16 protein-coding genes are annotated in these 26436 nt (G+C 70.7%); 10 read left to right on the top strand and 6 right to left on the bottom strand.

Translation table 11 applies throughout. The annotated features are described in order from the left end of the window. Positions 1-57 precede the first annotated feature (57 nt). The 4 genes from AB0D14_RS00180 (at position 58) to AB0D14_RS00165 (ending at position 8323) form a co-directional block, all read left to right on the top strand. Positions 58-2358, top strand: coding sequence for a bifunctional glycosyltransferase family 2 protein/CDP-glycerol:glycerophosphate glycerophosphotransferase (locus tag AB0D14_RS00180; protein ID WP_362772359.1), 2301 nt, complete (start codon positions 58-60; stop codon positions 2356-2358). Positions 2359-2518: 160 nt separating this feature from the next. After that, complete coding sequence (locus AB0D14_RS00175; RefSeq protein ID WP_362772356.1) at positions 2519-4657, top strand: CDP-glycerol:glycerophosphate glycerophosphotransferase; 2139 nt, start codon at positions 2519-2521, stop codon at positions 4655-4657. Positions 4658-4787: 130 nt separating this feature from the next. Further along, positions 4788-7010, top strand: a complete 2223-nt coding sequence (locus AB0D14_RS00170) for a bifunctional glycosyltransferase family 2 protein/CDP-glycerol:glycerophosphate glycerophosphotransferase (RefSeq protein ID WP_362772353.1) — start codon at positions 4788-4790, stop codon at positions 7008-7010. After that, positions 7007-8323 (top strand): hypothetical protein, encoded by a 1317-nt coding sequence (locus AB0D14_RS00165; protein ID WP_362772350.1) that lies wholly within the window; start codon positions 7007-7009, stop codon positions 8321-8323. The genes AB0D14_RS00170 and AB0D14_RS00165 overlap by 4 nt, the downstream gene beginning before the upstream one ends. Before the next feature lie 91 nt (positions 8324-8414). Here AB0D14_RS00165 and AB0D14_RS00160 read toward each other — a convergent pair whose 3' ends face one another. Beyond that, positions 8415-8828: an organic hydroperoxide resistance protein gene (locus AB0D14_RS00160; protein WP_362772347.1), complete on the bottom strand. Its 414-nt coding sequence runs from the start codon at positions 8826-8828 to the stop codon at positions 8415-8417. Between the two features lie 156 nt (positions 8829-8984). On the opposite strand from AB0D14_RS00160, the gene AB0D14_RS00155 reads away from it, so the two are divergent. The 4 genes from AB0D14_RS00155 to galE all read left to right on the top strand — a co-directional run bounded on the left by AB0D14_RS00155 (position 8985) and on the right by galE (position 13803). After that, positions 8985-9503: a MarR family transcriptional regulator gene (locus AB0D14_RS00155; protein ID WP_362772345.1), complete on the top strand. Its 519-nt coding sequence runs from the start codon at positions 8985-8987 to the stop codon at positions 9501-9503. 93 nt (positions 9504-9596) lie between these two features. Beyond that, positions 9597-10877 carry a glycosyltransferase family 87 protein gene (locus tag AB0D14_RS00150; protein ID WP_362772342.1) on the top strand — a complete coding sequence of 427 codons (1281 nt, stop codon included), beginning with the start codon at positions 9597-9599 and terminating at the stop codon, positions 10875-10877. 96 nt (positions 10878-10973) lie between these two features. Beyond that, a complete protein-coding gene (locus AB0D14_RS00145; RefSeq protein ID WP_362772340.1) occupies positions 10974-12680 on the top strand; it encodes a glycosyltransferase in 1707 nt (568 codons plus the stop codon). Between the two features lie 142 nt (positions 12681-12822). After that, a complete protein-coding gene (gene galE / locus AB0D14_RS00140; RefSeq protein WP_362772337.1) occupies positions 12823-13803 on the top strand; it encodes a UDP-glucose 4-epimerase GalE in 981 nt (326 codons plus the stop codon). Positions 13804-13877: 74 nt separating this feature from the next. On the opposite strand, the gene AB0D14_RS00135 is transcribed toward galE, so the two are convergent. Next, positions 13878-14099 (bottom strand): hypothetical protein, encoded by a 222-nt coding sequence (locus AB0D14_RS00135; RefSeq protein ID WP_055517933.1) that lies wholly within the window; start codon positions 14097-14099, stop codon positions 13878-13880. Between the two features lie 162 nt (positions 14100-14261). Beyond that, positions 14262-14909 (bottom strand): TetR/AcrR family transcriptional regulator, encoded by a 648-nt coding sequence (locus AB0D14_RS00130; RefSeq protein ID WP_362772333.1) that lies wholly within the window; start codon positions 14907-14909, stop codon positions 14262-14264. A gap of 224 nt (positions 14910-15133) precedes the next feature. Here AB0D14_RS00130 and AB0D14_RS00125 point away from each other — a divergent pair, with 224 nt between their 5' ends. Then, positions 15134-16051 (top strand): ABC transporter permease, encoded by a 918-nt coding sequence (locus AB0D14_RS00125; protein ID WP_362772331.1) that lies wholly within the window; start codon positions 15134-15136, stop codon positions 16049-16051. Continuing rightward, the gene (locus AB0D14_RS00120; RefSeq protein WP_362772328.1) at positions 16044-16892 is read left to right on the top strand and encodes an ABC transporter ATP-binding protein; all 849 of its coding nucleotides are present in this window, start codon (positions 16044-16046) and stop codon (positions 16890-16892) included. The genes AB0D14_RS00125 and AB0D14_RS00120 overlap by 8 nt, the downstream gene beginning before the upstream one ends. An 85-nt stretch (positions 16893-16977) precedes the next feature. On the opposite strand, the gene AB0D14_RS00115 is transcribed toward AB0D14_RS00120, so the two are convergent. The 3 genes from AB0D14_RS00115 to AB0D14_RS00105 all read right to left on the bottom strand — a co-directional run bounded on the left by AB0D14_RS00115 (position 16978) and on the right by AB0D14_RS00105 (position 26184). After that, the gene (locus tag AB0D14_RS00115; RefSeq protein WP_362772325.1) at positions 16978-18117 is read right to left on the bottom strand and encodes a glycosyltransferase; all 1140 of its coding nucleotides are present in this window, start codon (positions 18115-18117) and stop codon (positions 16978-16980) included. Continuing rightward, positions 18114-20993 (bottom strand): bifunctional glycosyltransferase family 2 protein/CDP-glycerol:glycerophosphate glycerophosphotransferase, encoded by a 2880-nt coding sequence (locus tag AB0D14_RS00110; RefSeq protein ID WP_362772322.1) that lies wholly within the window; start codon positions 20991-20993, stop codon positions 18114-18116. The genes AB0D14_RS00115 and AB0D14_RS00110 overlap by 4 nt, the downstream gene beginning before the upstream one ends. Positions 20994-21252: 259 nt before the next feature. Further along, positions 21253-26184: an NAD-glutamate dehydrogenase gene (locus AB0D14_RS00105; RefSeq protein ID WP_362772319.1), complete on the bottom strand. Its 4932-nt coding sequence runs from the start codon at positions 26182-26184 to the stop codon at positions 21253-21255. Positions 26185-26436: the final 252 nt, after the last annotated feature.

Raw genomic sequence — 26436 nt, 5'->3', positions numbered from 1 at the left:
ACGTAACCCCTTCGGCCGTTGCCGGGAAATATGGCCGCGCCGACGTATGGATGTCCCTTGCCCCGGTTCAGTGTCGTTGTCCCCGCTTACCAGGTGCAGGCGTATCTGCACGAGTGCCTGGCATCGGTCCTGGAACAGTCCTTCACCGACTTCGAGTTGATCGTTGTCGACGACTGCTCGCCGGATGCCTGCGGTGCGATCGTCGACGAGTTCGCGGCCCGCGAACCTCGGGTCCGGGCCGTCCACCTCAAGGAGAACGTGGGCCTCGGCCGGGCCCGCAACACGGGTATGCGGTACGCGACCGGCGACTACCTGGTCTTCCTGGACGGCGACGACACCCTCACCCCGCACGCGCTGCGGGAGATCGCCGACCGCGTCAAGGAAACCGGTGATCCGGACGTCCTGGTCTACGACTACGCGCGCACCTTCTGGTCGGGCGAGACGGTCCGCAACGTCCAGGCGGGACAGCTCAACGAGGAGGGTCCGGCGCCGTTCCGCCTCGACGACCGGCCGGGGCTGCTGAACGTCCTCATGGTCGTGTGGAACAAGGCGTACCGCCGGGAGTTCATCGAGCGGGAGCAGTTCACGTTCCCGCCCGGCTACTACGAGGACACTCCCTGGACGTACCCGGTCCTGATGGCCGCCGAGACCATCGCGACGCTCGACCGTGTCTGCGTCCACTACCGGCAGCGGCGGCTGGGGAACATCCTCGGCACGACCAGCGGCAAGCACTTCGACATCTTCGACCAGTACGACCGGGTCTTCGCCCACCTCGACGCGCACCCCGAACTGGCGCACTGGCGCCCGGTCCTGTTCCAGCGCATGGTCGACCATCTGTCGGCCGTGTTCCTCAAGCGCGACCGGCTGCCGCCCGGCTCCCGCGCCGCGTTCCTGCGCAAGGCCCGCGCCCACCACGCCCGTTACCGGGTGCGCGAGGCCGGTGTCCCGTCCCACAACCGGCTGCGGCACGCCCTCGTACGCCTCGGCAGCCATCGCACGTACCGCGCCCTGTGGACGGCGACGCAACTGAAGAGACGCGTCGCGCGGCTCACCGGGACGCTGGCCCGCGGTGTCCTGGCCGCCGCGCTCCGGCTGCACTACGGCGTCCAGCGCCGGCTGCCCGTGCGGACCGACCACGCCGTGTTCGCCGGCTACGGGGGACGCGGTCACGGCTGCAACCCGGGGGCGCTGGAGGCCGCCTTCCGCGCGCATGCGCCGGGGATGCGTACCGCGTGGATCGCGGAGCGCGAGTTCCACCACACGATCCCGACGGCGACGCGCAAGCTGACGCCCGGTTCCGCCGCGTACTGGACGGCCCTGGCCCGGTCCAAGTACCTCGTCGACAACGTCGGCTTCGACCGCCGGCTGGTCAAACGGCCCGGCCAGATCATGATCCAGACGCAGCGCGGCACCCCGCTCAAGCACATGGGCCTGGACCTCCAGGACCGTCCGGCGGCGGCACGCGGCACGGACTTCGCCGAGCTGCTGCGCGACGCCGACCAGTGGGACTACTGCCTGTCCGGCAACCGCCACTCCACGCTCGTCTGGGAGCGCGTCTTCCCGGCCGGCTACACGATGCTGGAGTACGGCCAGCCGCGCAACGACGTGTTCCACAAGGCGACGCCGACGGACGTGGCCCGGCTGCGCGAGACCCTCGGCATCCCCGAGGGCGCGGTCGCGGTCCTGTACGCGCCGACGCACCGCGACTACCGCCGCGCCCAGCGCACCGCGCTCGACCTGGAGCGGGTGCTGCGCCGGCTCGGCCCGCGGTTCGTCCTGCTGACCCGCGCGCACCACGCCTACCGGGCCCCGCTGACCGGCAGCGGAAGCGACAGCAGCAGCGGCAGCCGCCGCAGCAGCCGGCTGATCGACGTGTCGGACCATCCGAGTGTCGAGTCGCTCTGCCTCGCCTCGGACGCGCTGGTCACGGACTACTCGTCGCTGATGTTCGACTACGCGGGCCTCGACCGGCCGATCGTGATCCACGCGGACGACCAGGAGGCGTACGAGGCGGCCCGCGGGACCTACTTCGACCTGTGCGCGTTTCCGCCCGGCGCGATCGCACGCAGCGAGGACGAGCTGATCGACATCTTCGCGAGCGGGCACTGGCGCGGTTCGCGCTCCACGCAGCTGAGGGCCGCCTTCCGGGAGCGTTTCTGCCCCTACGACGACGGGCGGGCCGCCGAGCGTGTGGTGCGCCGGGTCGTGCTCGGTGAGACGGCCGGTCTGCCGGCGGTGGTGCCGCCCGACGAGCGCCGTCCGGTGCCGTCCGCGGCGAGCCGGACCCCCGCCGCCGCGCTTGCCATGGTCCCCGCACCCACGCCCGGAGCCGGTGTCCCGGTCGTCGACATGCCCTGATTTCCCGGACTCGGAGCGCACTCGTGGTGGGGCGGGGCGGTCGCCGGCCCGTCCCGTCACGCGTTCTCCCGGCATCCCCCGGATGCCGCATCCGGCGTAACCGGGTCACCCCTTTGGCCGTTTCCGAGCAGTACACCCGAGCCGACCCATGGATGCCCCCTTGCCCCGCTTCAGCATCATCGTCCCCATCCAAGGCGGCGCGGGGCGACTCCCGTCCGCACTCGACTCAGTCCTCACCCAGTCCTTCCCCGACTTCGAACTGATCCCGGTCTGCGCCGCCCCCGGCTCCCCGGCGGGAGTCGTCGTCGCCGAGTACGCCGCCCGGGATCCCAGGGTCACCCCGGCGGGCTCCCCGCAGGCGGCCACCGGCACGTATCTGCTGTTCCTCGACACGGACACCGCCCTGTCGCCGGGGGCTCTCGCGACGGTGCACGCACGGCTGCGCGAGACCGGCGACGTGGACGTCCTCTACCTCGGACACGAGCGCGTCCCGTGGTGGGAGGGCGCCCCGGTGACGGAGCGGTTCGAGGACGGCCCCGGGTCCTGCGTCCGGCTGCCACCCGTCTGGGCCGCCGCCTACCGCCGTACGTTTCTCACCGACCACGTCCCCGAGGCCGCCCTGCTCCAGGCCCGCCGCACGGACATCAGCCGGCCGGGGCTGGCGGCCCTGGCCGCCGGGAAGACCGCCGTACTGCCCACTGTGTGCGTACGGCACGTCGAACCCCGACGGAGCCGCCCCGCGCCCGGGGACCACGACGACCTCCTCGACCAGATCGAACTGGTCCTGAGCAGGGCGGCCGGGGCGGATCTCCCGGAGGACCGCCGCCGCACCCTCTTCCGCCAGCTCTTCGCGGAATTCCTCGACACCGCGGACAGGGCGGCCGGCGCCCCCTGCGGCAGGGCCTCCTTCCGCCGCGCGGGCAGGCTCTACCGGCGCCACCGCCCGGCGGGCCACCGCACCGGAGGAGGGCGGGACCTGCTGCTCCGGCGGGGCGCGTACACGGCGTTCCGCGCGCTGCGGGCCCTCGGCCGGCAGACGGCGAGGGCGCGGGCGTACGCGGCCCGCTCGACGCTGCGCAGGCGCCACGCCCTCCTGTACGCGTGGTACCGCCGCCGGCCGCTGGACAGGAACCTCGCCGTCTTCGCCGCCTACTGGGGCCGCGGCTACGCCTGCAACCCGGCGGCCGTCCACCGCAAGGCACGCGAACTCGCCCCGCACATCCGGTCGGTGTTCCTGGTGAAGGAGAAGGAACTGCCGCACATGCCCGAGGACGTGGAGAGCGTGGTGATCGGGAGCAGGCGGTACTGGGAGGTGATGGGGCGGGCGAAGTACACCTTCAACAACGTCAACTTCGAGTCCGCCGTGCGCAAGCGCCCCGGCACCGTGCACGTCCAGACGCACCACGGGACCCCGCTGAAGCGGATGGGCGTCGACCAGATCGAGTACCGGGCCGTCGCGGCCGCCACCGGGAGCTTCGGCCGGCTGATGCGGCGGGTGGACCGCTGGGACTGCTCCCTGTCCTCCAACGCGCACTCCACGGAGGTCTGGTCGGGTGCCTACCCCAGCGCCTTCACCCACCTGGAGTACGGCTATCCGCGCAACGACCGCTTCTACACGGCGGCCCCCGGTGAGGTCGCCGCGATCCGGAAGCGGCTCGGCATCCCCGAGGGCCGGGTGGCGCTGCTGTACGCGCCGACCTACCGGGACTATCCGCGTGACGTGGCGGCGCAGTTCGACCTGGCGCGGTTCTGCGCGGAACTCGGGCCCCGGTTCGTGGTGCTGTTGCGGGCGCACTACTTCCTCGACGGGAACCCCGGTCTCCAGCAGGCCGTGGCGGACGGCCGGTTGATCGACGTGACGTCGCTGCGGGACACCGAGGACGTCTGTCTGGCCTCGGACGCGCTGATCACGGACTACTCGTCGATCATGTTCGACTACGCCAACCTCGACCGGCCCATCGTCACGTACGCCGACGACTGGGACGTCTACCGGGACACCCGGGGCGTCTACTTCGACCTGCTCGCCGAACCGCCGGGCCATGTCGCCCGTACGCAGGACGAGCTGATCCGGGTCCTCACGTCGGGCGAGTGGTCCGACGAGCGGTCCGCCGAGCTGCGGTCCCGGTTCCGTGCGCGGTTCTGCGGGTTCGACGACGGACAGGCCGCCGAACGGGTCGTACGGCGGGTGCTGCTCGGGCAGCCGGAGGAGGAGCTGCCGCCGGTGATCCCGCTGCGGGACCGCCTGCCGGTGCCGGCCGCGGTCGCGGCCGTGCCGGGCCCCCGCGCGCCGGCGCACTGATGCCGCCCCGCCCGCCGGCCCTCCCTCCGCCCCGCCGGCCACCCCTCCGACATCCCCTCCGACCGTCCCGCCGCCAGCCCCTCCGACCGCGCCTTTGCCGACCCAGCGAGATCCCGGATCTGGAAGTGCCATGCCCCGCTTCAGCATCGTCGTGCCCGTCCACAATGTGCAGGGCTATCTGCGCACCTGTCTGGAGTCGGTCCTCGACCAGTCGTACGGCGACTTCGAGCTGATCGTCGTTGACGACCGCTCCCCGGACGGCAGCCCGGCGATCATCGACGAGTTCGCGGCCCGTGACGAGCGGGTCGTGGCGGTGCATCTGCCCGTCAACGGCGGCATCGGTCCGGCCCGCAACCACGGTGCGAAGCTGGCGCGGGGCGAGTACCTGCTCTTCCTGGACAGCGACGACAGCTACACACCGGGCACGCTGCGGGCGATCGCCGAGCGCGTCGACGCGACCTCACGGCCGGACATCGTCCTGTTCGACTACGCGCGCACGCACTGGTACGGCGCGGTGAAGCGCAACCGGGACGCGAAGGTGTTCGGTGCGCCGGGCCCGGCGGTGTTCACGGTCGCCGAACGCCCCGAGCTGCTGGACCTGTTCACGGTCGTGTGGAACAAGGCGTACCGCCTCGACTTCTTCCGCGAGGGCGGTTTCACCTTCCCCACCGGCTTCTACGAGGACGCGGTGATCGTCTACCAGACGCTGTGGACGGCCCGCACGATCACTCTCCTCGACCGGATCTGCGTGTACTACCGGCAGCGCCGCCAGGGCAACGCGATGCGCACGCCGAGCCGGGAGCACTTCGAGGTGTTCGCGCAGTACGAGCGGCTGTTCCGGTTCGTCAACGAGCGCCCCGGGCTGACGCGGTGGCGCGGTTTCCTCTACGACCACATGGCGGACCACTACCTCTTCATCCTCCGCCAGGCGGACCGCGTACCGCCGTCGTCGCGTCCCGAGTTCCACCGGCGTGCGGCGCGGGACCTGCGCGTCCACCGGCCGAGCGGTCACCGGCTCGGGGCACACATCGCGCGGACCTCCTTCGCCCTGGTCGCCCGGGCACCGTACGCCCTCTACCGGCTGCACCGCGTCGCCGCCGTGAAGCGGGCCGGGCTGCGCAGGCGCTACCGGGTGTGGCGGCGACGGCTGCGCCGGGTGCTGCTCGCGCTGCACCGGCGTCTGGTCCTGTGGCGCGGGCTGGACCCGAACCTGGCGGTGTACTCGGCCTTCTCGCACCGTGGTGTCCTCGGCGACCCGGCGGCGATCCACCGCAAGGCCCGGGAGATCGCCCCGCACATCCGGGGGGTGTGGGTGGTGGGCCAGGAGCATCTGGACGCGCTGCCGCCGGGTGTCGAGCACGTGCTGCCCGGCAGCCGGGCCTATCGCAGGGTGACGGCACGAGCCACGTATCTGATCAACAACGTCAACTGGGCGAACGACCTGGTGAAGCGCGAGGGTGCCGTCCACATCCACACGCACCAGGGCACCCCGGTGAAGTCGATGGGCGCGGATCTGCTGAAGTACCCCGGCGCGAGGCGTGGTTTCAGTGTCCCGAAGATGCTGCGGCGGGCCGACCGCTGGGACTACAGCCTGGCCGCGAACGCGCACTCCGAGCTGGTGTGGGACCGCGCCTACCCCTGCGGCTTCACGTCCCTGCGTTCGGGCAGCCCGCGCAACGACTGCCTGGTCCGGCCGGAGCCGGGCCGGCGGGAGTCCGTACGGCAGCGTCTCGACATCCCGGACCACAGCACCCTGATCCTGTACGCGCCCACCAACCGCGACCACCTCCAGGGCGGTTACGCGCCGACCTGCGACCTGGAACGCCTGGTCGCCGGGCTGCCCGGCGACCACGTCCTGGCCGTCCGGCTGCATCCGTCGCTGGCCCAGCACCACGAACGAGGCCTCGGCCTCCGGGACCTGGCCGGGCGGGGTCTCGTCCTGGATGTCACCGACGAGCCGGAGGTCGCGGACCTGATGCTCGCCTCCGACGCGCTGATCACCGACTACTCGTCGCTGATGTTCGACTACGCGCACCTCGACCGGCCGATCGTCCTGCACACCTACGACCTGGACACCTATCTCGCCGCGCGCGGCACGTACTTCGACGTCACCGAGCGGCCGCCGGGCCATGTCACCCGTGACGAGGACGAGCTGGCGCGGCTGTTCGCGTCGGGCGCGTGGCAGGACGAGGAGTCGACGCGGCTGCGGGCCGCCTTCCGGTCACGGTTTCGCGGGTACGACGACGGGCGCGCCGCGGAGCGGGTCGTACGGCTGCTGATGCTGGGCGACGGCATGGCGGTACCCATGGTTCCCGCGCCCGGCGCCCCGAGCGACGCCCTGACCCGCTCATGAAGGCTCGCCCCGCCGCGTGGGTGCTGTTCCTCGCCGCCGTGTTCGGCTGCGTCCAGCTGGCCAACGTCACCGGCCGGGACACACCCGACAGCCGCAACTACCTGTCGTACGCGCTCGGTCTGGGCGGCGCGGACAAGTCGGAGGCGGCGGGGCGAACCATCGAGTATCTGTGCGCGAGCCGGGGCGAGACGGCCTCCCGCAACCACGATGTGGACGTCCGGCGCTTCCGTACCCCCGACCCGGGGCCGGCGGTACGGGAGAAGTGCCGCCGCTACTACGAGTGGAGCGTCGGGCGGCGGCTCGACGCGGGGCAGACGTCCGGCTGGACCGCGCCGTTCATGAGCGAGCGGTTCATGCGGATCTTCGAGGTGCGGCCCGGGTATCCGCTGCTGCTCCTGCCGTTCGTGACCCTGCTCGGGGTGACGTGGGGACTGTGGGCGGCGGGGGTGTGTGTCGCGGCGGCCGGGGGCGTACTGGTGTTCCTCGTCCTGCGGACGGTGGGCGTCCCGGTGGGTCCCGCACTGACCGGGCAGGTGCTGTACTACGTGCTGCCGACGGGTGCGACCGCGATGCGGCCCATGACCGAGGGCACCATGACGGCGCTCACCCTGGCGGCGCTGTGGGGCTGTGCGCTGGTGCTGGGCGGGCGACGGGGCGGTGGTGGTCCGGTGGCGGTGTCGCTGGCGCTGCTCTTCGCCGTCAAGCACGCGCAGGCGCTGTTCCTCGCGGTGTGTCTCGCCGGGGCGTGCTGTCTGATCGGCGTCCACCGCCGAAGGGCGGGGCGGCCGGTGGGGAACGCCGTGCGGACGCTGCTCAAGGTGACGACGGGGGCGGCCGTGGGTACGGTCCTGCTCGCCGGGCTGCTCCGCTATCCGTCGGAGTCGGACAGCCTCCAGGACCTGCTCACCGACCACTTCTTCCAGCCCGACCGGGAGAGCCCCTGGGAGGAGTTCTTCCAGCTGGAGGGCAACTTCTGGGTGGAGTGGCTGCGGCGGCAGCTGGCCCAGCCGCTGTTCCTGGTGCTGATCGGGGCCGGCGCGTGGGGCGCCCTTCGGCGGCGCCCCACTTTCGGCGTGCTTCTCGTCGCGGCCGGGGGGACCGGGGTACTGAGCATGGCCGCGCATCCCGACATCGCCATCGACCGGCTGATGGTGATGGTGTGGCTGGTGCCGGTGGTGGGGTTGCCGTTGTTGGTGACGGACGAGGAGCTTCGCCCCCGCCGCCCCTTCCCGTCACTGCTCGGGGGCCAGCCTTCGAACCCCCGCTCCTCAAACGCCGGAGAGGCTGAGGCACCCAGCCCGTCCGGCGTTTGAGGACGAGGCCGTCCAGGCCGATGCGGGGACTTGGGGGCGCAGCCCCCAGAAGTGACGATGGGGGAGGGTAGGGGCGGCGGGGGCGAGAAAACTACTCGACGACGAGCTCGACCGGGATGTTCCCGCGGGTCGCGTTGGAGTAGGGGCACACCTGGTGCGCCTGCTCCACCAGCTTCCGCCCCGTCTCGGCGTCGACGGACTCCGGCAGCTCCACCCGCAGCGTGACGGCGAGCGCGAAGCCCTCCCCCTGCTTGCCTATACCGACCTCCGCGGTCACCGCGGCGTCACTGACGTCGACCTTCGCCGCACGCCCCACCAGAGCGAGCGCGCTGGCGAAACAGGCGGAGTAACCGGCGGCGAACAGCTGCTCCGGGTTCGTGCCCTGGCCGTTGCCGCCCATCGCCGTCGGAATACCGAGCTGCAGGTCGAGCTGCCCGTCGGAGCTGTAGGCCCGGCCGTCGCGGCCGTGGGTGGCGGTGGCTACGGCTGTGTAGATCGCGTCCATGGAAACCATCCCTCTCAAAGGTCCAAGTCGTGAAGCTCACGTCGTGAAGGTCCAGGTCGTGTCGGCGGGCGTTGGTCCGGGCCGCCGCACCACGCAAGTAGAGCACACAATTAGATTGTGCACAACTAAATGACGCGCCCGAGGTATCCTGGAGGCATGACCACGATGCCCGCGCCCGATTCCGCCATAGGCGGCTCCGCGCACGACGGGGACTTCCTCCGCCTCGACCAGCAGATCTGCTTCTCCCTGAACGCCGCCTCGCGCGCCTTCGGCGGTCTGTACCGCGTCGTCCTGAAGGACCTGGGGCTCACTTACCCCCAATATCTCGTCATGCTCGTGCTGTGGGAGCACGGCGAGCTGCCGGTGAAGAAGGTCGGCGAACACCTGCGGCTCGACTCCGGGACGCTGTCACCCCTGCTGAAGCGGCTGGAGACGGCAGGTCTCGTACGGCGTGAGCGCAGCGCCCGGGACGAGCGGTCCGTGGTCGTCGGGCTCACGGACGAGGGCGCCGCCCTGCGCGAGCGGGCACTGCGCGTACCGCGCCGGATCGCCGCCGCGACGGGGTTCGACCTGGCCGAGATCCTCGACCTGCGGACCCGGCTCGACAGACTCACGGGCGCACTGGACGCGGCGACCCTGGAGGAGACCCAGGACATGACCCCGGGCAGCGACTGACCGCCGAAGGCGCGCGAGGCGGCGGCCATCAGACGACCGGCGACCGGCGACAGATAGGCGATATAGGCAGTATTGCGGCTTACGATCCCCTGGATGAAGCCCTGGACGACGCCGACGCCCCGCCTCCTCCCCCTCGCCGCCACCTGGTCGGTCACCCGCGTCCTGATGCTCTGGCTGCTCTTCCGGGACGGCCGTGCCCCGCTCGGCGTCGGCGGCGTCGCGCGCGAGGTGCACGAGCTGTACGCCCGCTGGTACGGCGTGCTCGGCGACGGCACGTTCCCCGTGGGCGACCGGCTGTGGCAGTACCCGCCGGGCGCGGGCCCCGTCCTGCTGTCCCCCGGGCTGCTGCCGGGACTGACGTACTTCCAGGCATTCGTGGCCCTCACGCTCGCCACCGACCTCCTGGTCACCGTCACCCTCACGCGCGCGGGCGCCCGTCCGGGCCGCAGCCTGCGCGGCACGGCGCTCTGGACGGCGGGGCTGCCGCTCCTGCTGCACATCCCGCTCGCGCGCTACGACATGCAGGTCACCGCCCTCGCGGTCATCTCTCTGTTGACGTTGTCTCGCTCCACGCGCGCGTGCGGTGTGTTCGCCGCACTGGGCGCCCTCGTGAAGGTGTGGCCCGCGCTGGCACTGATCGGCATCTCCCGGGGGCGTACGACGAAGGAGGCGTGGACGTCGGCCGCGCTCACCGCGGGCGTGTTGCTGCTGGTCCTCGCCGCCCTCTTCCGCGACCCCTTCGGCTTCCTGCGCCAGCAGGGCGGCCGGGGTGTGCAGATCGAGTCGCTCGGCGGGACGGTGCTGTCCTTCGCGCGCCACGCGGGCTGGCCGGGACACGTGGGCTACCGGTACGGCGCGATGGAGTTCACCGGACCGTACGTCACCTCGATCGCCGCGATGTCGCTCGGGCTCACCGTCGCCGCGTTCGGCGCCCTGCTGCTGTGGCGGCTGCGCGCGAGCCGCTGGACGCCGGCGACCCCGTACGACGCCGCGCTCAGCGCCGTGCTCCTGTTCACCGTGACGAGCCGGGTCATCAGCCCCCAGTACCTGGTGTGGCTGCTCGGCCTGGCCGCCGTGTGCCTGACCTCCCGGCACACCACGCAGCGCCCGGTGGCGGTACTGATCACGGTGGCCGCGGCGGTCAGCTCCCTCGCGTACCCCGTCCTGTACGACGACGTCGTGGCCTGCACCTGGACGGGCACCCTGCTGATGCTCGTCCGCAACGGCCTGCTGGCGACAGCCGCCGGGCTCTCCTTCCACCGCCTGTGGACGGCCGGGATCCGGCCCGCGGGGTCACGGCCCGAGGAGACGCAACCCGCACACAATCCCCACCATCCTCATCATCCTCGCCATGAGACAGTAAATGCCTCATAACGGGAAATTACTCTCATGCAAACGACGCAAAACGCGCAAACAGTTCCAGCCTCACAAGCCGCACAAGCCCTACAAGCTCCGCAAACCACACACGCCATGCAAACCAGCCCTCCCCGTCCGGCACAGGTGTCCGTCGTCGTCATCGGGTACGACGACGCCGCCCATGTGAGGGACGCGGTGCGCTCGGCCCTGGCACAGGGACCCGCCGTCCACGAAGTGATCGCCGTGGACGACTCCTCGACGGACGGCAGCGTGGACCTCCTGGACCGCCTCGCGCTCGACGAGCCACGCCTGAAGGTCATCCGCCGCGAGGTCAACAGCGGCGGCTGCGGCAGCCCGCGCAACGACGGGATCGACGCCGCCACGGCCCCGTACGTGATGTTCCTGGACAGCGACGACGTACTGCCGCCCGGCGCCGTGGACGCCCTGCTGGACGCCGCCGCCGGGCGCGGCACCGAGGTGGCGGCCGGCCTGTGCGTGCGCCGCGAGCTGCCGTCCGGCCGCGAGGTGCCCTGGCAGCCCGAGCTGTATGCCGGGGCCGCCAGGGTGGCTCTCCCGTCGCGGCGCACCCGGCTGGTCCACGACACGCTGTGCGTCAACAAGCTGTACCGCAGCGACTTCCTGCGCGAGCACGGCATCCGCTTCCCCGAAGGGCGCTTCCCCTACGAGGACTTCGTCTTCACCGCGCGTGTGCTCGCCGCCCGTCCGCGCATCGCGCTGATCCCGGACCCGGTGTACGTCTGGCACGTGCGCCGGAACGCCGGGCGGCTGTCGATCTCGCTGGACAGGTCGGGCGTCGACAACTGGCGGGCCAGGATCACCGCGCACGCCCAGGCGTACGACGTCCTTCTCTCCGCCGGTGAGAAGCGGCTGGCCCGGGCGTCACGCGCGAGGTTCCTCGACCACGCGCTGCGGATGTACGCGCGCGAGCTCGATCTGCGCGGCCACCGGTACCGGCGGGAGTGGTGGGCCCTCACGCGCGCGTACCTCGCGACGTTCGACGCGGGCGACTTCGCGCTCGCCCCGGCGCCGGGCAGGGTGATCGCGCAGGTGGTGCTGGCCTCCGAGGAGCCGTGCGACCTGGCCCGCGTCAAGGAGCTCGCGGCCCGCCCTTCCCGGCTGCGGCCGCCGTACGCACGGGCCGCGGACGGCACGCCGGTCTGGTCCGCCGACCTGCCCCGGGTCACCCTGGAACACCTCCTGCACCGGCCCGTGCGCCTCCTTCCCGTGGCCGTCGACGCGGAACTGCGGCCACGCGTGCGCGGCACCCGGCTGCGGCTGCGCCTGCGCCTGCGCCTGCACGAGCTGTACGGGCGGATGGCGGACGCGGCGCCCGCATCCGTGGACGCCGAGTTCGTGAACCGCCAGGACGGGGCGGCCGGGCTCACGCTCACCGCACGGTTCCTGCCGGACGACACCGGTCCCATCGACCCCACCGGTCCCATCGCCCCCACCGGTCCTACCGACCTCACCACCGACGGTTCCGACATCGGCTCCGACCTCGACTCCGACGTCGGCTCCTGGACGGCCGAGGCTCCGGTCGACCTGTCGGCGCTCGGCTCCGGCACCTGGGACCTGCGGCTGCGGCTGCGCTTCCACGACGGCACGAGCCGCGAGACCACCGCGCACGCGAGCACGGGTCCGGGCCTGCTGCGCCGGTCGGTCGTGCCGAGCGGCCGGCACGGTGTGCTGCTCGTCCAGCCGTACGCGACCCATGCGGGCTCGCTCGCACTGCGCGTCGCGCCCGGCTGGCGCGGGACGGCGGCCGTACTGAGCCGCAGGGTGAGGCGTTTGCTTCACTGATACGCCACCACCGGTTCGCCACCACCGGTCTCAACCACCGGCACGCGACCACTGACCCACATACGCACACCACCACGCATCCACACCGCACATCCACACCACACATCCGCACCATGCGGGGCATACGAGGGGACGGCCGTACATGACCTGGCTGATCACCGGCGGCGCCGGCTACATCGGGGCGCACGTCGTCCGCGCGATGACCGAGGCGGGCGAACGGGCCGTGGTGTACGACGACCTGTCCACCGGGATCGCCGAACGTGTCCCGGACGGGGTGCCGCTCGTCGTCGGCTCGACCCTGGACGGGGAGCGGGTCGCGCGGGCGCTGCAGGACCACGCCGTCACCGGTGTCGTGCACCTGGCGGCGAAGAAACAGGTGGGCGAGTCGGTGGAGCTGCCGCTGCACTACTACCGCGAGAACGTCGAAGGACTGCGGGCCCTGCTGCAGTCGGTCACGGCCGCGGCGGTGCCGTCCTTCGTGTTCTCGTCCTCCGCGGCGGTGTACGGCATGCCCGATGCCGACCTCGTGACCGAGGAGACACCCTGCGTGCCGATCAACCCGTACGGCGAGACCAAGCTGGCCGGCGAGTGGCTGGTGCGTGCCACGGGCCGCGCGCACGGCCTGTCGACGGCCTCCCTGCGCTACTTCAACGTGGCGGGGGCGGCGACACCGGAACTGGCCGACGTGGGCGTCTTCAACATCGTCCCGATGGTCTTCGAGAAGCTCACACAGGGCGAGCCTCCGCGGATCTTCGGCGACGACTACGCGACCCCGGACGGCACCTGCGTGCGTGACTACATCCACGTCGTCGACCTGGCGGAGGCCCACGTGGCGGCCGCCAGGCGTCTCGCGGCGGCCCCCGGCACCGGCCTGACCCTCAACATCGGCCGCGGGGAGGGAGTCCCGGTCCGACGGATGATCGACCGGATCAACGAGATCACCGGCTACACGCTTCCGCCGGTGGTCACACCCCGCCGGCCCGGCGACCCGGCGAGGGTCGTCGCCGCCGCCGACCGCATCGCCGCGGAGCTCGGCTGGAAGGCGAAGTACGGCCTCGACGACATGATCACGTCGGCCTGGGAGGGCTGGCTACGACTTCATCCGCAAGCACGACGGGGCTGAAGCCCGCCCGAAACGCACTCGCCGCGGGCCCGACGTAACCCTGGGCCGCGGCGAGAGTGTTCCGAAGAGACCCGTCAGAGTTTGTCCATACGGGTGTAGGGGCTGACGATACGGGCCTGGCGGGAGCCGAAGTCGACGAGCATCGCGATGCCCTCCTCGACGCCGACGATCCTGCCCAGGCCGAACTGGTCGTGAGTCACACGGTCACCGAGGGCGAAGTGCTTGGCGACCGGGACAACCGGAGCTTTGAAGGGACTGGTGGACAGGTGGCGCCGGGGCGCGGATGGCTTCGTCATCGTGATTCCAGTATGCGCCCCCGAAGGGCTTGGGAGTGAGGCGTGGATGACAACGATCCGGCCGCTACGAAGGTCGAATGCCCGCTGAGAGGTGCCCGGAGCTGGGCGGCAGGTTCCGCGGAACCGCAGGTGGAGCGCCGGTCTCCGCCTGTCTCCGCCTGCCTACAGCGCCTTGAGCGCCGCCGCCGTGGCCCGGGTCAGACTCTCCAGATATCCCTTCGGCGGCTTGGGTCCACGGATCACCACCGCACGCCAGTACAACGGTCCTGAAACTATGTCGAGGGCCAGTTCGCCGTCGATTCCCGTACGGATCTCACCGCGCGCCTGAGCCGCCGCGACGATGCCGCTGGCGACGCCGGCCTGCCCCTCGCGCAGAGCCTTCTGCATGGCCTCCGCGATCTCCGGGTTGCGGGCCGCCTCGGCCTGGAGATCGGGGATGACCTGCGAGGCGACAGGATGACGCAGGGCACGTGAGGTGACCTCGTACAGCAGTCGCAGGTCGCCGTCCAGCGTGCCCGTGTCGGGCGCGGGCAGTCCCTGCACGGCGATCGCGGAGACCAGGTCGAGCACCAGGTGCAGCTTGGAGCGCCACCGGCGGTAGACGGCGGTCTTGCCGACGCCCGCGCGGCGCGCGATCCCCTCGATGGACATCCGCGCGTACCCGACAGCCGCGAGCTCCTCGAAGACGGCCGCCCGGATCGCCTCCGTCACGTCCTCCCGGAGCACCGCCGCCCCGGCGGGAACCCTGCGGCGCGGCTGCTGCGGGGGCGGCTGCGGACTCTGGGCTGCTCCGTCGGCGTTCGTCGTCATGCGGACCAGCATAGGGGCGTAACGACGAAACGGTTGCGTTCCGACGTGAGATCGGCCTACGATCGCGTCACGACGATACGGGCCCGTCCCGACGTAAAGTCGAGCCCAATCGAAGCCCAACCGCAGGTAAAAGCACCCTCTCCCCCTTCTTCACCCTCCTTTCATCGCCCTCTTCGCCCTCTTCTTCGCCCCTCGCGCCCTTCCCCCGAGCGAAAGCAGCGGATGTGAGTCAGGTCCTCGACACACCACCCTCGGCGCCGGCCCCGCCCGACGACGACCCCGCGGCACTCGCCGCCCGTTACGGCCTCACGGTCAGCGGCGCGCGGCCCTCCCTGCCCACGTACATCCGCCAGCTGTGGGCGCGGCGGCACTTCATCACCGCGTTCGCGACAGCCAAGCTCACCGCCCAGTACAGCCAGGCGAAGCTCGGCCAGGTCTGGCAGGTGGCCACGCCCCTGCTGAACGCGGCGGTCTACTACTTCATCTTCGGCGTGCTCATGGGCACGAGCCGCGGCGTGCCGGACTACGTCCCGTTCCTGGTCACGGGCGTCTTCGTGTGGACGTTCACGCAGAGCTCGATCATGGCGGGCACCCGGGCGATCTCCGGCAGCCTCGGCCTCGTCCGCGCCCTGCACTTCCCGCGGGCCGCACTGCCGGTGTCGTACGCGCTGCAACAGCTGCAGCAGCTGCTGTTCTCGATGGCCGCGCTGGTCGTGATCCTGTTCTGCTTCGGTGTGCCCGTGAGCATGTCCTGGCTGCTGGCCGTGCCGACGCTGGCACTTCAGTTCGTGTTCAACGCGGGCGTGGCGATGGTCGTGGCCCGGCTGGGCTCGAAGACACCGGACATCGCCCAGCTGATGCCGTTCCTGCTGCGGACCTGGATGTACGTTTCGGGTGTCATGTGGAGCATCGACCGGGTGCTCAGCGGCCACGAGGAGATGCCGCGTGTCGTGCTGCTCGCCCTGGAGTGCAACCCGGCGGCCGTCTACATCGACCTGATGCGGTTCGCGCTGATCGACTCGTTCCGGGCGAGCCAGCTGCCCCACCATGTGTGGGCCCTCGCGGTCGGCTGGGCACTGCTCGCCGGCGTCGGCGGTTTCATCTACTTCTGGAAGGCCGAGGAGACGTACGGGCGTGGCTGAGCAGAGCGCAAGCGCAATCACCATCACTGAAGGCGCCGGGAGCCCGGCGGGGACCGGGCTGATCCCCACCGTCGTCGCCGACCGCGTCGACATCGTCTACCGCGTCAACGGCACGGGGGTGGGGCGTGGCAGCGCCACCGCCGCGCTCAACCGCATCCTGCGCGGCAAGAAGGCCGAGCGGGCGGCGGGGGTGCGCAAGGTGCACGCCGTGAAGTCCGTCTCCTTCACCGCCTACCGGGGCGAGGCGATCGGTCTGATCGGCACGAACGGGTCGGGCAAGTCCACCCTGCTCAAGGCTGTGGCCGGTCTGCTGCCGGTGGAGCACGGGCGGATCTACACGGACGGGCAGCCCTCGCTGCTCGGCGTCAACGCCGCGCTGATGAACGACCTCACCGGCGAGCGCAACGTCCATCTCGGCGGGCTCGCGATGGGGATGTCCCGGGAGCAGGTGCGGGAGCGGTACCAGGAGATCGTCGACTTCTCCGGCATCAACGAGAAGGGCGACTTCATCACCCTGCCCATGCGGACGTATTCGTCCGGCATGGCAGCCCGGCTGCGGTTCTCCATCGCCGCCGCCAAGGACCATGACGTGCTGATGATCGATGAGGCCCTCGCCACGGGGGACCGCTCCTTCCAGAAGCGGTCGGAATCCCGGATTCGGGAGTTGCGGAAGCACGCCGGCACGGTCTTCCTCGTGAGCCACAACAACAAGTCGATCCGGGACACGTGTGATCGGGTGTTGTGGCTGGAGCGTGGGGAGTTGCGGATGGACGGGGCTACGGAGGATGTGCTGAAGGAGTACGAAAAGTTCACCGGGAGCGGGGGCGGGGGAAAGGGCTGAGGGCAGGAGCAGGGACAGGGAACACAGGGGCAGGAGCAGGGGCAGGCCGTGTTCTGTGTCAGCGCTATCAGCGCTGATAGCGCTGTCAGCGCATCAAGAGAGTGAACAAGTCCTCCCATCTCTTCACGATCTCAGTCGTCGAGTAGCGCTGGATATTGGTGCGGGCCTGCTCGCCCATCCTGTCCCGCAGGGCCTTGTCGGACATCAGCGTGTCGAGGCGGCGGGCCAGTTCGCGGGTGTTGCCGAGGGTGGCGAGGAGGCCGTCCTCCCCGTCGCGGACGATCTCGTGGACGCCGGGCGCGCAGTCGAAGGCCGCGCAGGGCACGGCGGTCGCCATCGCCTCCATGAGGACGAGCGGGAAGCCCTCACCCCGGGACGACTGGACGAAGACGGAGCCGCCGCGCAGGGCGCCCTGGACATCGCTGGTACGGCCCATCCAGTCGACGGAGCCGTCCAGGCCCAGAGCCGTGCACTGCTCCTTCAGGATCTCCTCCTCCTCGTTCTCGCCGGAGCCGTAGATCCGCAGCCGCCAGTCGGGATGGCGCGGCGCGACCTCCGCCCAGGTGTCGAGGAGCATGTCGACGCCCTTCTGGTCGTGCAGACGGCCGACGCTGACGACCACCTTCCCGGTGCGCGGCGACGGCACCTCGGGCATGAACGGCAGCGGGTTCGGCATGTACGACGCGTTGTTCATGCCCTGCCCGATCCACAGGTCGGCGTCCTCCCGGGTCAGCGCCAGCATGCGGTCCACGTCCCGGTAGTGCCGGCGCACCCGCTGGAAACGCGAGGACGCCCTGGAGCACGCGAAGGACTCGTGGCTCATCCCGATCACGGTCGGTCCGCGTGTGTCGGCCCGGGCGACCCACTCCATGGCCCACACCTGCGTGACGATCACGACCGCCCCGGGCCGCGCCGCCCGGAACAGCGCGGTGAGCTTCACGGCCTCCTCGCGCATGCTCGCCTCACGTGCCCGGCCGGGTCGCGGCGGCTGTCCGGCGTACAAGGTCGTCGTCGGATACGGGAGGTCGCCGAGTTCCTGGGCCACCTCGGACGGGGTGATGCCGACGACATGGACGCGATGCCCGCGCCCGGTGAGGAGCCGGGCCATCTGGTGCGACCAGCTGGTCACCCCGCCCAGCTCGTCGACGCTGTTGGAGACGAAGAAGACGTCCCGCCGCGGATCCGCGTCCACGGCGATCGCCGGCGGGACGTCTACGGGGATCATGCGCGCCTCCACTGGGAGAAGAACTGGTCGACGATGTTCTGGGCGGCGGTCCCCTTGTCGTACTCGCCGAACTCCGCCACGAAGCCCTCCCGCGCCTCCGCGTACTTCACCGTCTGCTCGTCGAGGGAGGCGAGGGCGACGTACAGCTCCTCCTCGGTGCGCAGGACCGGTCCCGGCGCCCGTTCGAGCAGGTCGAAGTAGGTGCCGCGGCCCTCGTGCACGTACTCGTCGTAGTCGTACGCGAAGAAGAACATCGGCCTGCCGAGGAGCGCGTAGTCGAACATCACGGACGAGTAGTCGGTGATCAGCCCGTCGGCGAGCGCGAGCAGCGGGGTCACGTCGTGGTGTGCCGACACGTCGATGACGCGCCCGCGCACGGACGGCGGGAGTACGACGTGGTTGAGGTAGTGCGAGCGCACCAGCAGGACGTACCGGTCGCCGAACTCGTCGGCGAACCGCTCCACGTCGAAGGGCAGCTCGAACCGCCGCTGTCTGCCCCCGTACTGGCGGAAGGTGGGCGCGTACAGCAGTACGGCCCTGTCGTCGGCGATCCCCAACTCGGCCGCGAGCGAGCCCCGTTCCCGGCGGCCCGCCTCCTCTTCCCGCCTCCTGGCCCGCACGAGTGCGTCGTTGCGCGGATAGCCCACGCGCAGCAGCGTCCTCTCCTTCAGGCGGAACGCCCGGGCGAGGGTGCGTACGTCGTGCTCGGAGCGGATCAGGAACCTGTCGAAGCGGTCGAGGACACGCTGTTGCTCCGCCCGCGCGGGCCGGGCCCGTAGCTTCCACTCCGGTTCGTCGAAGCCCATCCGCTTGAGCGCCGAGCCGTGCCAGGTCTGGATGTACGTGGTCTGTGGCCGCTTGGTGAGCTTCAGCGGATAGCTCTGGTTGTCGACCCAGAACTCGGCCCGGGCCAGCGCCTTCAGATAGGGCAGCGACCAGCGGCGTACGAGCGTGGCGTCGGGCGGGAAGCCGGCCTTGCCGTTGCCCGCGTAGGACCACACGGCCTCGAAGTCGAGGCCCTGGCGCCGCATCTCCTCGTAGACCGCCTTCGGGCTGTCGCTGTACTGCCGGCCCAGGTGGCTCTCGAAGACGACCAGGCCCTTCTTCACGGGCAGCCGGCTGAACACCTCGTGGTAGATCCGGATCTTGGTACCGCCCGAGGTGAGCCTCCTGCGGGCCGACTTCGCCTTCCGGTATCCGGACTTGGCCAGCCGGCCTGGCGTTCCCCGCACCCCCCGTCCGACGAGCGCGTCCACCTTCTCGCGGGTGAGGACCCGGAAGGCGAGGTGGCCTCGTGCGGAGATCTCGGGCGCGATGTGGTCGGCGACCAGCCGGGTGAGCCGGGGCCTGACGGGTGACCGGCCGACGGCCAGACCGGGTGCGGAGGCGGTGAGCCGGGTGGTGGTGCGCACTCCGTCGACATCGAGCCGCAGCCGTACGTCCCACACGGCGTCCACGATGCCCAGGGGCCGCAGCCCGCGCGTGAGGTCGGCCGACGCCTCCCAGGCGATGGACTCGCCCTCGTGCCGCAGCGCGCCGACGGGAAACCGGAAGGTCTGGAAGCGCACACCCTTGCGGCGGGCGCCGAACTCCAGCTCGCCGGTGAGCCGCGCGCCGGGCGCGATGACGCCGAGGGGGTTGGTGATGCGCCCGGCCAGCCGGACCGCACCCGCGGCCTCCTCGTATCCGGTCAGGACATTGCGCAGGAACATCTTTTCGAGGGGCTTGGCGTGGTAGCCGAGTTCGGTGACATCGAGGACGCGCCGAGCGAAGGCGCCACCGGCGTCGTCGAGGTGCTGGGCGCACCAGTAGACGCGGCCGTCGCGTTCGACGAGCGGCGAGGAGATCTTGTCGCGGTTGGTGAGCGTGTCCACGGCCGGCAGGAGGTTGTCCCAGTCGCACTCCCGCAGCAGATAGGCGCAGATGGCGTGGATGGGATCCACCTCGTCGAAGGCGGCCGGATCCATGGACTCCAGATATTCGCGGGCGATCGCGGCGAACTCCTCCCGGTAGGAGGCGTCACGGAACGGCAGGTCGCGCAGATGCAGCACCAGGTCGTGCTTGAGGAACTTGACGTCCTTGTGGAACTTGAGCTCCGGCAGCCCCCGGTCGGCGAGGAGCCGGTCGACCCGTCGGTGGATCTCCATACGGTGCGCGAAGTTGGCGATCTCGGCGCGCCGGTTGCTGATCGACTTCACCGCGGCCTTGTCGACGACGTGCCAGTCGTAGACACGGTTCGGGATCAGGGTGATCCGGCGGGCCGCCACGTACGCCTGTGCGGAGAAGAACAGGTCCTCGTAGTGGATGCCGACGGGGAACCGGAGCCCCTGCTCGACGAGGAACTCGCGGCGGTAGCACTTGTTGGTCGACAAGGTGTCGAAGACCAGCAGATCAGGCAGCTCGGAGACCGACTCCAGGGTGCGGGTGCGCGTGTACAGCCAGGGGTACCACTTGGCCTCCTTGCCGCCCCGCGAGTCGACGTGGACCCGCACGCACAGGCCGGAGACGAGGTCGGCGCCGGTCGTCTCGGCCGCCTCCAGCATGTTCCGGCAGGCGTTGCGCTCCAGTACGTCGTCGCTGTCGAGGAAGAGGACGTACGTCCCGCGCGCCCGGTCGATCCCGTGGTTGCGGGGCGCACCGCACCCTCCGCTGTTCTCGTCCAGCCGGAGGGCCCGCACCCGTCCGGGGTGCAGCGCGGCCAGCCCCCGCGCCACCTCGTACGAACCGTCCGTGCTCCGGTCGTCCACGATCACGACCTCGACGTTTCGCAGTGTCTGCGCCAGCACGGAGCGCACGGCGGCGGGGAGCCGCGCCTCATCGTTGTAGACGATCACGACAACGGATACGTCCGGGACCTGAAGCAGATCATCGCTCATCCCATTTATCCTAAATGCTCCCTATGGACCTCCTGGGAGACAGGCCGGTGATGGCTGTGTCTTTAGCCCGTCCGGCGTTTGAGGACGAGCGCGTTCAGCGCGATGGCGGGGGTCTGGGGGCGGCAGCCCCCAGGTTCGGGACGGGAAGGGGCGGCGGGGGCGAAAGAAAAGAGGGGCACCCCCAACCTCCCGGGGTGCCCCTCCTACCGCAGGCGCGGCGGACGCCGCAGACGCGCGGCCGCCGCAGCCGCCGCAGCCGCTAGGAGTGCGTCCGCAACATCGTCCGCATCGTCCTCATCGCCACCGACAGGTTCGCCAGATCGAAGGCCTCGGACCCCTGGATCTCCTCCAGCGTCGTACGGGCCCGCGCGAGGATCGCCGTGTTCTTCCCCTCCCACGCCTTGAACCGCTGCTCCGGCGTGGACGTCCCGTTGCCCACGGCGAGCACATCGGCGGTGAGCGCCGAGTGCGCCGCGTAGAGGTCCTCACGGATGGACGCCCGGGCCATGGACTGCCAGCGGTCCGCCCGCGGCAGCTCGATGATCCGGTCCATGAGCTGGGTGATCCGCAGCCGGTCGCCGAGGTCGTAGTAGACCTGCGCGACATCCATCGGATCCTTCGCCATCCGGTCGCCCACCGCGACGATGTCGAGCGTCGGGAAGGCGGACGAGAACCCGGCCACCCGCTGCGCCAGCTCGTCCGGCACCCCGGCCCCGGACAGCTCGTCGTAGATCTGCTGGTACCACTCCAGGTCGGCGCCCCGCAGCAGGTTGGGCAGCTCGCCCCAGACCTGCGTGACCCGCTCGCGGAAGAAGTCGATCGTCTCGGCGAGCTGGATCGGCTGCGGCCGGTTGTTGAGCAGCCACCGCGTACCGCGCTCGACGAGCCGGCGCGAGTGCAGCCGGATCCGGGTCTGGACTCCCGCGTCGACCGTGTTGTCGAGCGCCTCGACGGCGTCCCACACGGCACTGGAGTTGAAGATCGCGCGGGCCGCGGTCTGTGCCCTGACGATCTCCTCCAGCGACGCCCCGGTCTCCTCCCGCAGCCGGTGCAGGAAGCTCGTACCACCGGCGTTGACCGTGTCGTTGACCAGCACGGTCGTGACGATCTCGCGGCGCAGCGGGTGGTTGTCGATCTGCTCGCCGAACTGCCGGCCGAGCGCGGTCGGGAAGTACGCGTGCAGCAGACTCCGCAGATACTCGTCGTCCGGCAGCGAGGTGTGCAGCAGCTCGTCGGCGACCGTGATCTTCGTGTACGCGAGGAGGACGGCCGTCTCCGGCTGGGTCAGCCCGTGCCCGGCGTTGAGCCGCTCCCGGATCTGCCGCTCGGTGGGCATGAACTCCAGCGCGCGGTTGAGGTGCCCCGCACGGACCAGGTGCCGCAGATAGCGGTGCTGGGCGTGGAGCATGCTCGGCGACTGGGCGAGCGCGTTGGCGAGCGCCGTGTTCTGCGCGTAGTTGTTGCGCAGGACCAGCGTGCCGACCTCGTCGGTCATCGCGGCGAGCAGCTTGTTGCGCTGCTTGACGGTCATGTCGCCGTCCGCGACGACCGCGTTGAGCAGGATCTTGATGTTCACCTCGTGGTCGGAGGTGTCCACGCCCGCGCTGTTGTCGATGGCGTCGGTGTTGACCTTGCCGCCGGCCTGCGCGAACTCGATGCGCCCGAGCTGGGTGAGACCGAGGTTGCCGCCCTCACCGACGACCTTGACCCGCAGGTCGGCGCCGTCCACGCGGATCGCGTCGTTGGCCTTGTCGCCGACGTCCGCGTGCGTCTCGGTGGACGCCTTCACATACGTACCGATGCCGCCGTTCCACAGCAGGTCCACCGGCGCCGCGAGGATGGCCCGCATCAGGTCGGCGGGGGTCATCTTGCCGATGTTGCCCTCGATGCCGAGGGCCTCCCGGATGTGGCTGTTGAGCTGGATGGCCTTGGCCGTACGGGGGAAGATGCCGCCGCCCTGCGACAGCAGCTCCTTGTTGTAGTCGGCCCAGGACGAGCGCGGCAGCTCGAAGAGCCGGCGGCGCTCGGCGTACGACGTCTCGGCGTTCGGGCGCGGGTCGATGACGATGTGCCGGTGGTCGAAGGCGGCGACCAGGCGGATGTGCTCGGAGAGCAGCATTCCGTTGCCGAACACGTCACCGCTCATGTCGCCCACCCCGACGACCGTGAATTCCTCGGTCTGGGTGTTGACCCCCAGCTCCCGGAAGTGCCGCTCCACGGACTCCCAGGCGCCGCGGGCCGTGATGCCCATCTTCTTGTGGTCGTAGCCGGCCGAGCCGCCCGAGGCGAAGGCGTCCCCGAGCCAGAAGTTGTACGACTCGGCCACTCCGTTGGCGATGTCCGAGAACGTCGCCGTGCCCTTGTCGGCGGCGACCACGAGGTAGGTATCGTCCCCGTCGTGCCGTACGACGTCGGCGGGCGGCACGACCTCCCCGGCCACCATGTTGTCGGTGATGTCGAGCAGCGCCGAGATGAAGGTCTTGTAGCTGCGGACGCCCTCCGCCATCCAGGCGTCGCGGTCCACCGCCGGGTCCGGCAGCTGCTTGGCGACGAACCCGCCCTTGGCGCCGACGGGCACGATGACGGTGTTCTTGACCATCTGCGCCTTGACGAGCCCGAGGATCTCCGTGCGGAAGTCCTCACGCCGGTCGGACCAGCGCAGACCGCCGCGCGCGACCTTGCCGAACCGCAGGTGCACGCCCTCGACCCGCGGCGAGTACACCCAGATCTCGTACGCCGGACGCGGCGCGGGCAGGTCGGGGATGGCCTGCGGGTCGAACTTCATGGAGACGTACTCGTGCGGCACGCCGCCGCCCGCCTCCTGGAAGAAGTTCGTGCGCAGGGTCGCCTTGATGACGGTGAGGAAGGAACGCAGGATCCGGTCCTCGTCGAGGCTGGCCACCTGGTCGAGTGCGGCGTCCAGCTCCTCGCGGAGGGCGTCGGTCAGTTCCGTACCCGCCCGCTGCCGGTCCGGCGACATGCGCGCCTCGAAGAGCGAGACGAGCAGCCGGGTGGTGTGGACGTTGCTGCGGAGGGTGTCCTCCATGTAGTCCTGGCTGAACGTCGAACCGGCCTGGCGCAGGTATTTGGCGTAGGCGCGCAGCACCATCGCCTGCCGCCAGTTCAGCCCGGCGCTCAGGACGAGGGAGTTGAAGCCGTCGTTCTCGGCGCGCCCGGTCCAGGTCGCCGCGAAGGCCTCCTGGAACCGCTCGCGGCCGTCGTCGCCGAGGTGGTCGCCGTTGCCGCCGGCCGACTGGGGCAGCCGCAGACCGAAGTCGTAGATCCACGCGGACGCGCGGTTGGGGCAGCGCAGCTCGTACGGCCGCTCGTCGGTGACCTCGACGCCGAGGCGGGTGAGGACCGGCAGGACGGCGGAGAGGGAGACCGACTCCCCGATGCGGTAGATCTTGAAGCGGCGCTCTTCGGGAGCGGCGCCCACCGGCTCGTACAGGCTGAGGTCGAAGTCCTTGCCGTCGCCGAGCTCCTCCAGCCGGACCAGGTCCGCGACCGCGGTGCGCGGGTTGTGGTCGGCCTTGTAGCCCTCGGGGATGACGTTCCCGTACCGGCGCAGCAGCTCGGCCGCGCGCTCCTCGCCGCACTCCGCGTTCAGTGCCTCGGCGAAACCGTCGGCCCAGGAGCGGGCGGCCTCGACGAGCCGCGCCTCGATGCGGTCCTTGTCGGCGTCGCTGAGCTGCGGCAGCTCGGTGCCCTGCGGGACCCGGACCACGAAGTGCAGCCGGGACAGGATCGACTCGGTGTTCCAGGCGGTGAAGTCGACGTTGGTGCCGCCCAGTTCCTCCTTGAGGATGTCGATGATCCGCAGGCGCACGCCGGTGGTGTAGCGGTCCCGCGGGAGGTAGACGAGCGCCGAGTAGTAGCGCCCGTACTCGTCCTGGCGCAGGTAGAGGCGGAGCCGCCGCCGCTCCTGGAGGTAGAGGACGGACGTGACGATCGCCCGCAGCTCGTCGGGCGGGGTCTGGAACAGCTCGTCGCGGGGGTACGTCTCCAGGATCTGGAGGAGGTCACGGCCGTCGTGGCTGTTGGGCGAGAACCCGGCGCCCCGCAGGACCTCGGCGACCTTGCGGCGGATGACGGGCACGCGGCGGACGGACTCGGTGTAGGCGGCGGAGGAGAACAGGCCGAGGAAGCGCCGCTCCCCGACGACGTTGCCTTCGGCGTCGAACTTCTTCACGCCGACGTAGTCGAGGTAGGACGGCCGGTGCACGGTGGCGCGGCTGTTCGCCTTGGTCAGGACGAGGAGCTTGTGCTCACGGGCCTTCGCTCGGGCGTCGGCGGGCAGCCGTTCGAAGGACGGGCTGACCGGGTGGCTCTCCTGGTCCCCGTGCTGCGGATCGGAACGCAGGATGCCGAGGCCGGTGCCGGGGACGGCGGTCAGCGAATCGTCGTCGCGCAGCTCGTACTCCCGGTATCCCAGGAAGGTGAAGTGGTCGTCCGCGAGCCAGCGCAGCAGTTCGCGGGCCTCCTCCACGTCCTGGTCGCGCAGGTCGTCGGCGGTGGGCTCCTTGGGCAGCTCCTCGGCGATCCGCAGCGCCGAGTCGCGCATCTTCTCCCAGTCCTCGACTGCCTCACGGGCGTCGGACAGGACACGCAGCAGGTCGGTGGTGATCTGCTTCAGATCGGCGCGGTCGGTCTCGCGGTCGATCTCGACGTGGATCCAGGACTCGATGGAGGCGTCGTGCGGGAGTTCGCCGGTGGGCCGGGCCTTAAGGACCTCGATGAGCTTGCCGGTGAGGTCGCGCCGTACGACGAACTGCGGGTGGATGACGACATGGATGCCGCGCCCCTGCCGGGACAGCTCATTGGTCACGGAGTCGACGAGGAAGGGCATGTCGTCGGTCACGACCTCGACGACGGAGTGGCTGCACATCCAGCCGTGCTCCTCGACGGTCGGGGTGTGGACCCTCACGTTGGCCGTGCCCTGAGGGCGGTTCTCGGCCAGCCGGTAGTGCGAGAAGGCGGCTCCGAAGACGTCGACCGGGTCGCGGCCGGCGAGGTCCTCCGGGGCGGTGTGCAGGTAGTACCGCTGGAGGAACGCGAGCAATGTCTCCCGGTCAGGGGTGCTCTCGTTCGTCTTCCCGGTCGGTAGGTGCCCCCCGACCGGGCTGTTCTCAGCAACCCGGGCAGCCCGTTCGAGCAGCTCGGCCTTGGCTTCGTCCAGCTTGGTCTGCATTGTCCTCTGGCTCCTGTCGCGCGCCGTTGCGTGACGTCGTTGAACATGAAGTGACGTAGCGCCGCGACGCGGGGTGTCCGGTCTGATCCGACGCTATGCCGCGATGAGAGATGAGCGGGGCGTTATCGGCCACATTTGGCGGCTCCGGAGGCTGTGACGCTGCTCTCGGTGCCTGTTCCGCGGCTGCCCGCTCGCGGGGACCAGCGATCGCCCGGTCACGGATGTCGTCCGTGCGGTCCGGGCGCAGGGCAG

This window comes from Streptomyces sp. NPDC048484, from assembly GCF_040651415.1.
Classification (GTDB): Bacteria; Actinomycetota; Actinomycetes; order Streptomycetales; family Streptomycetaceae; genus Streptomyces.
Note: the sequence above shows the minus strand (reverse complement) of the source record. Positions and strands in the feature narration are given on the sequence as shown.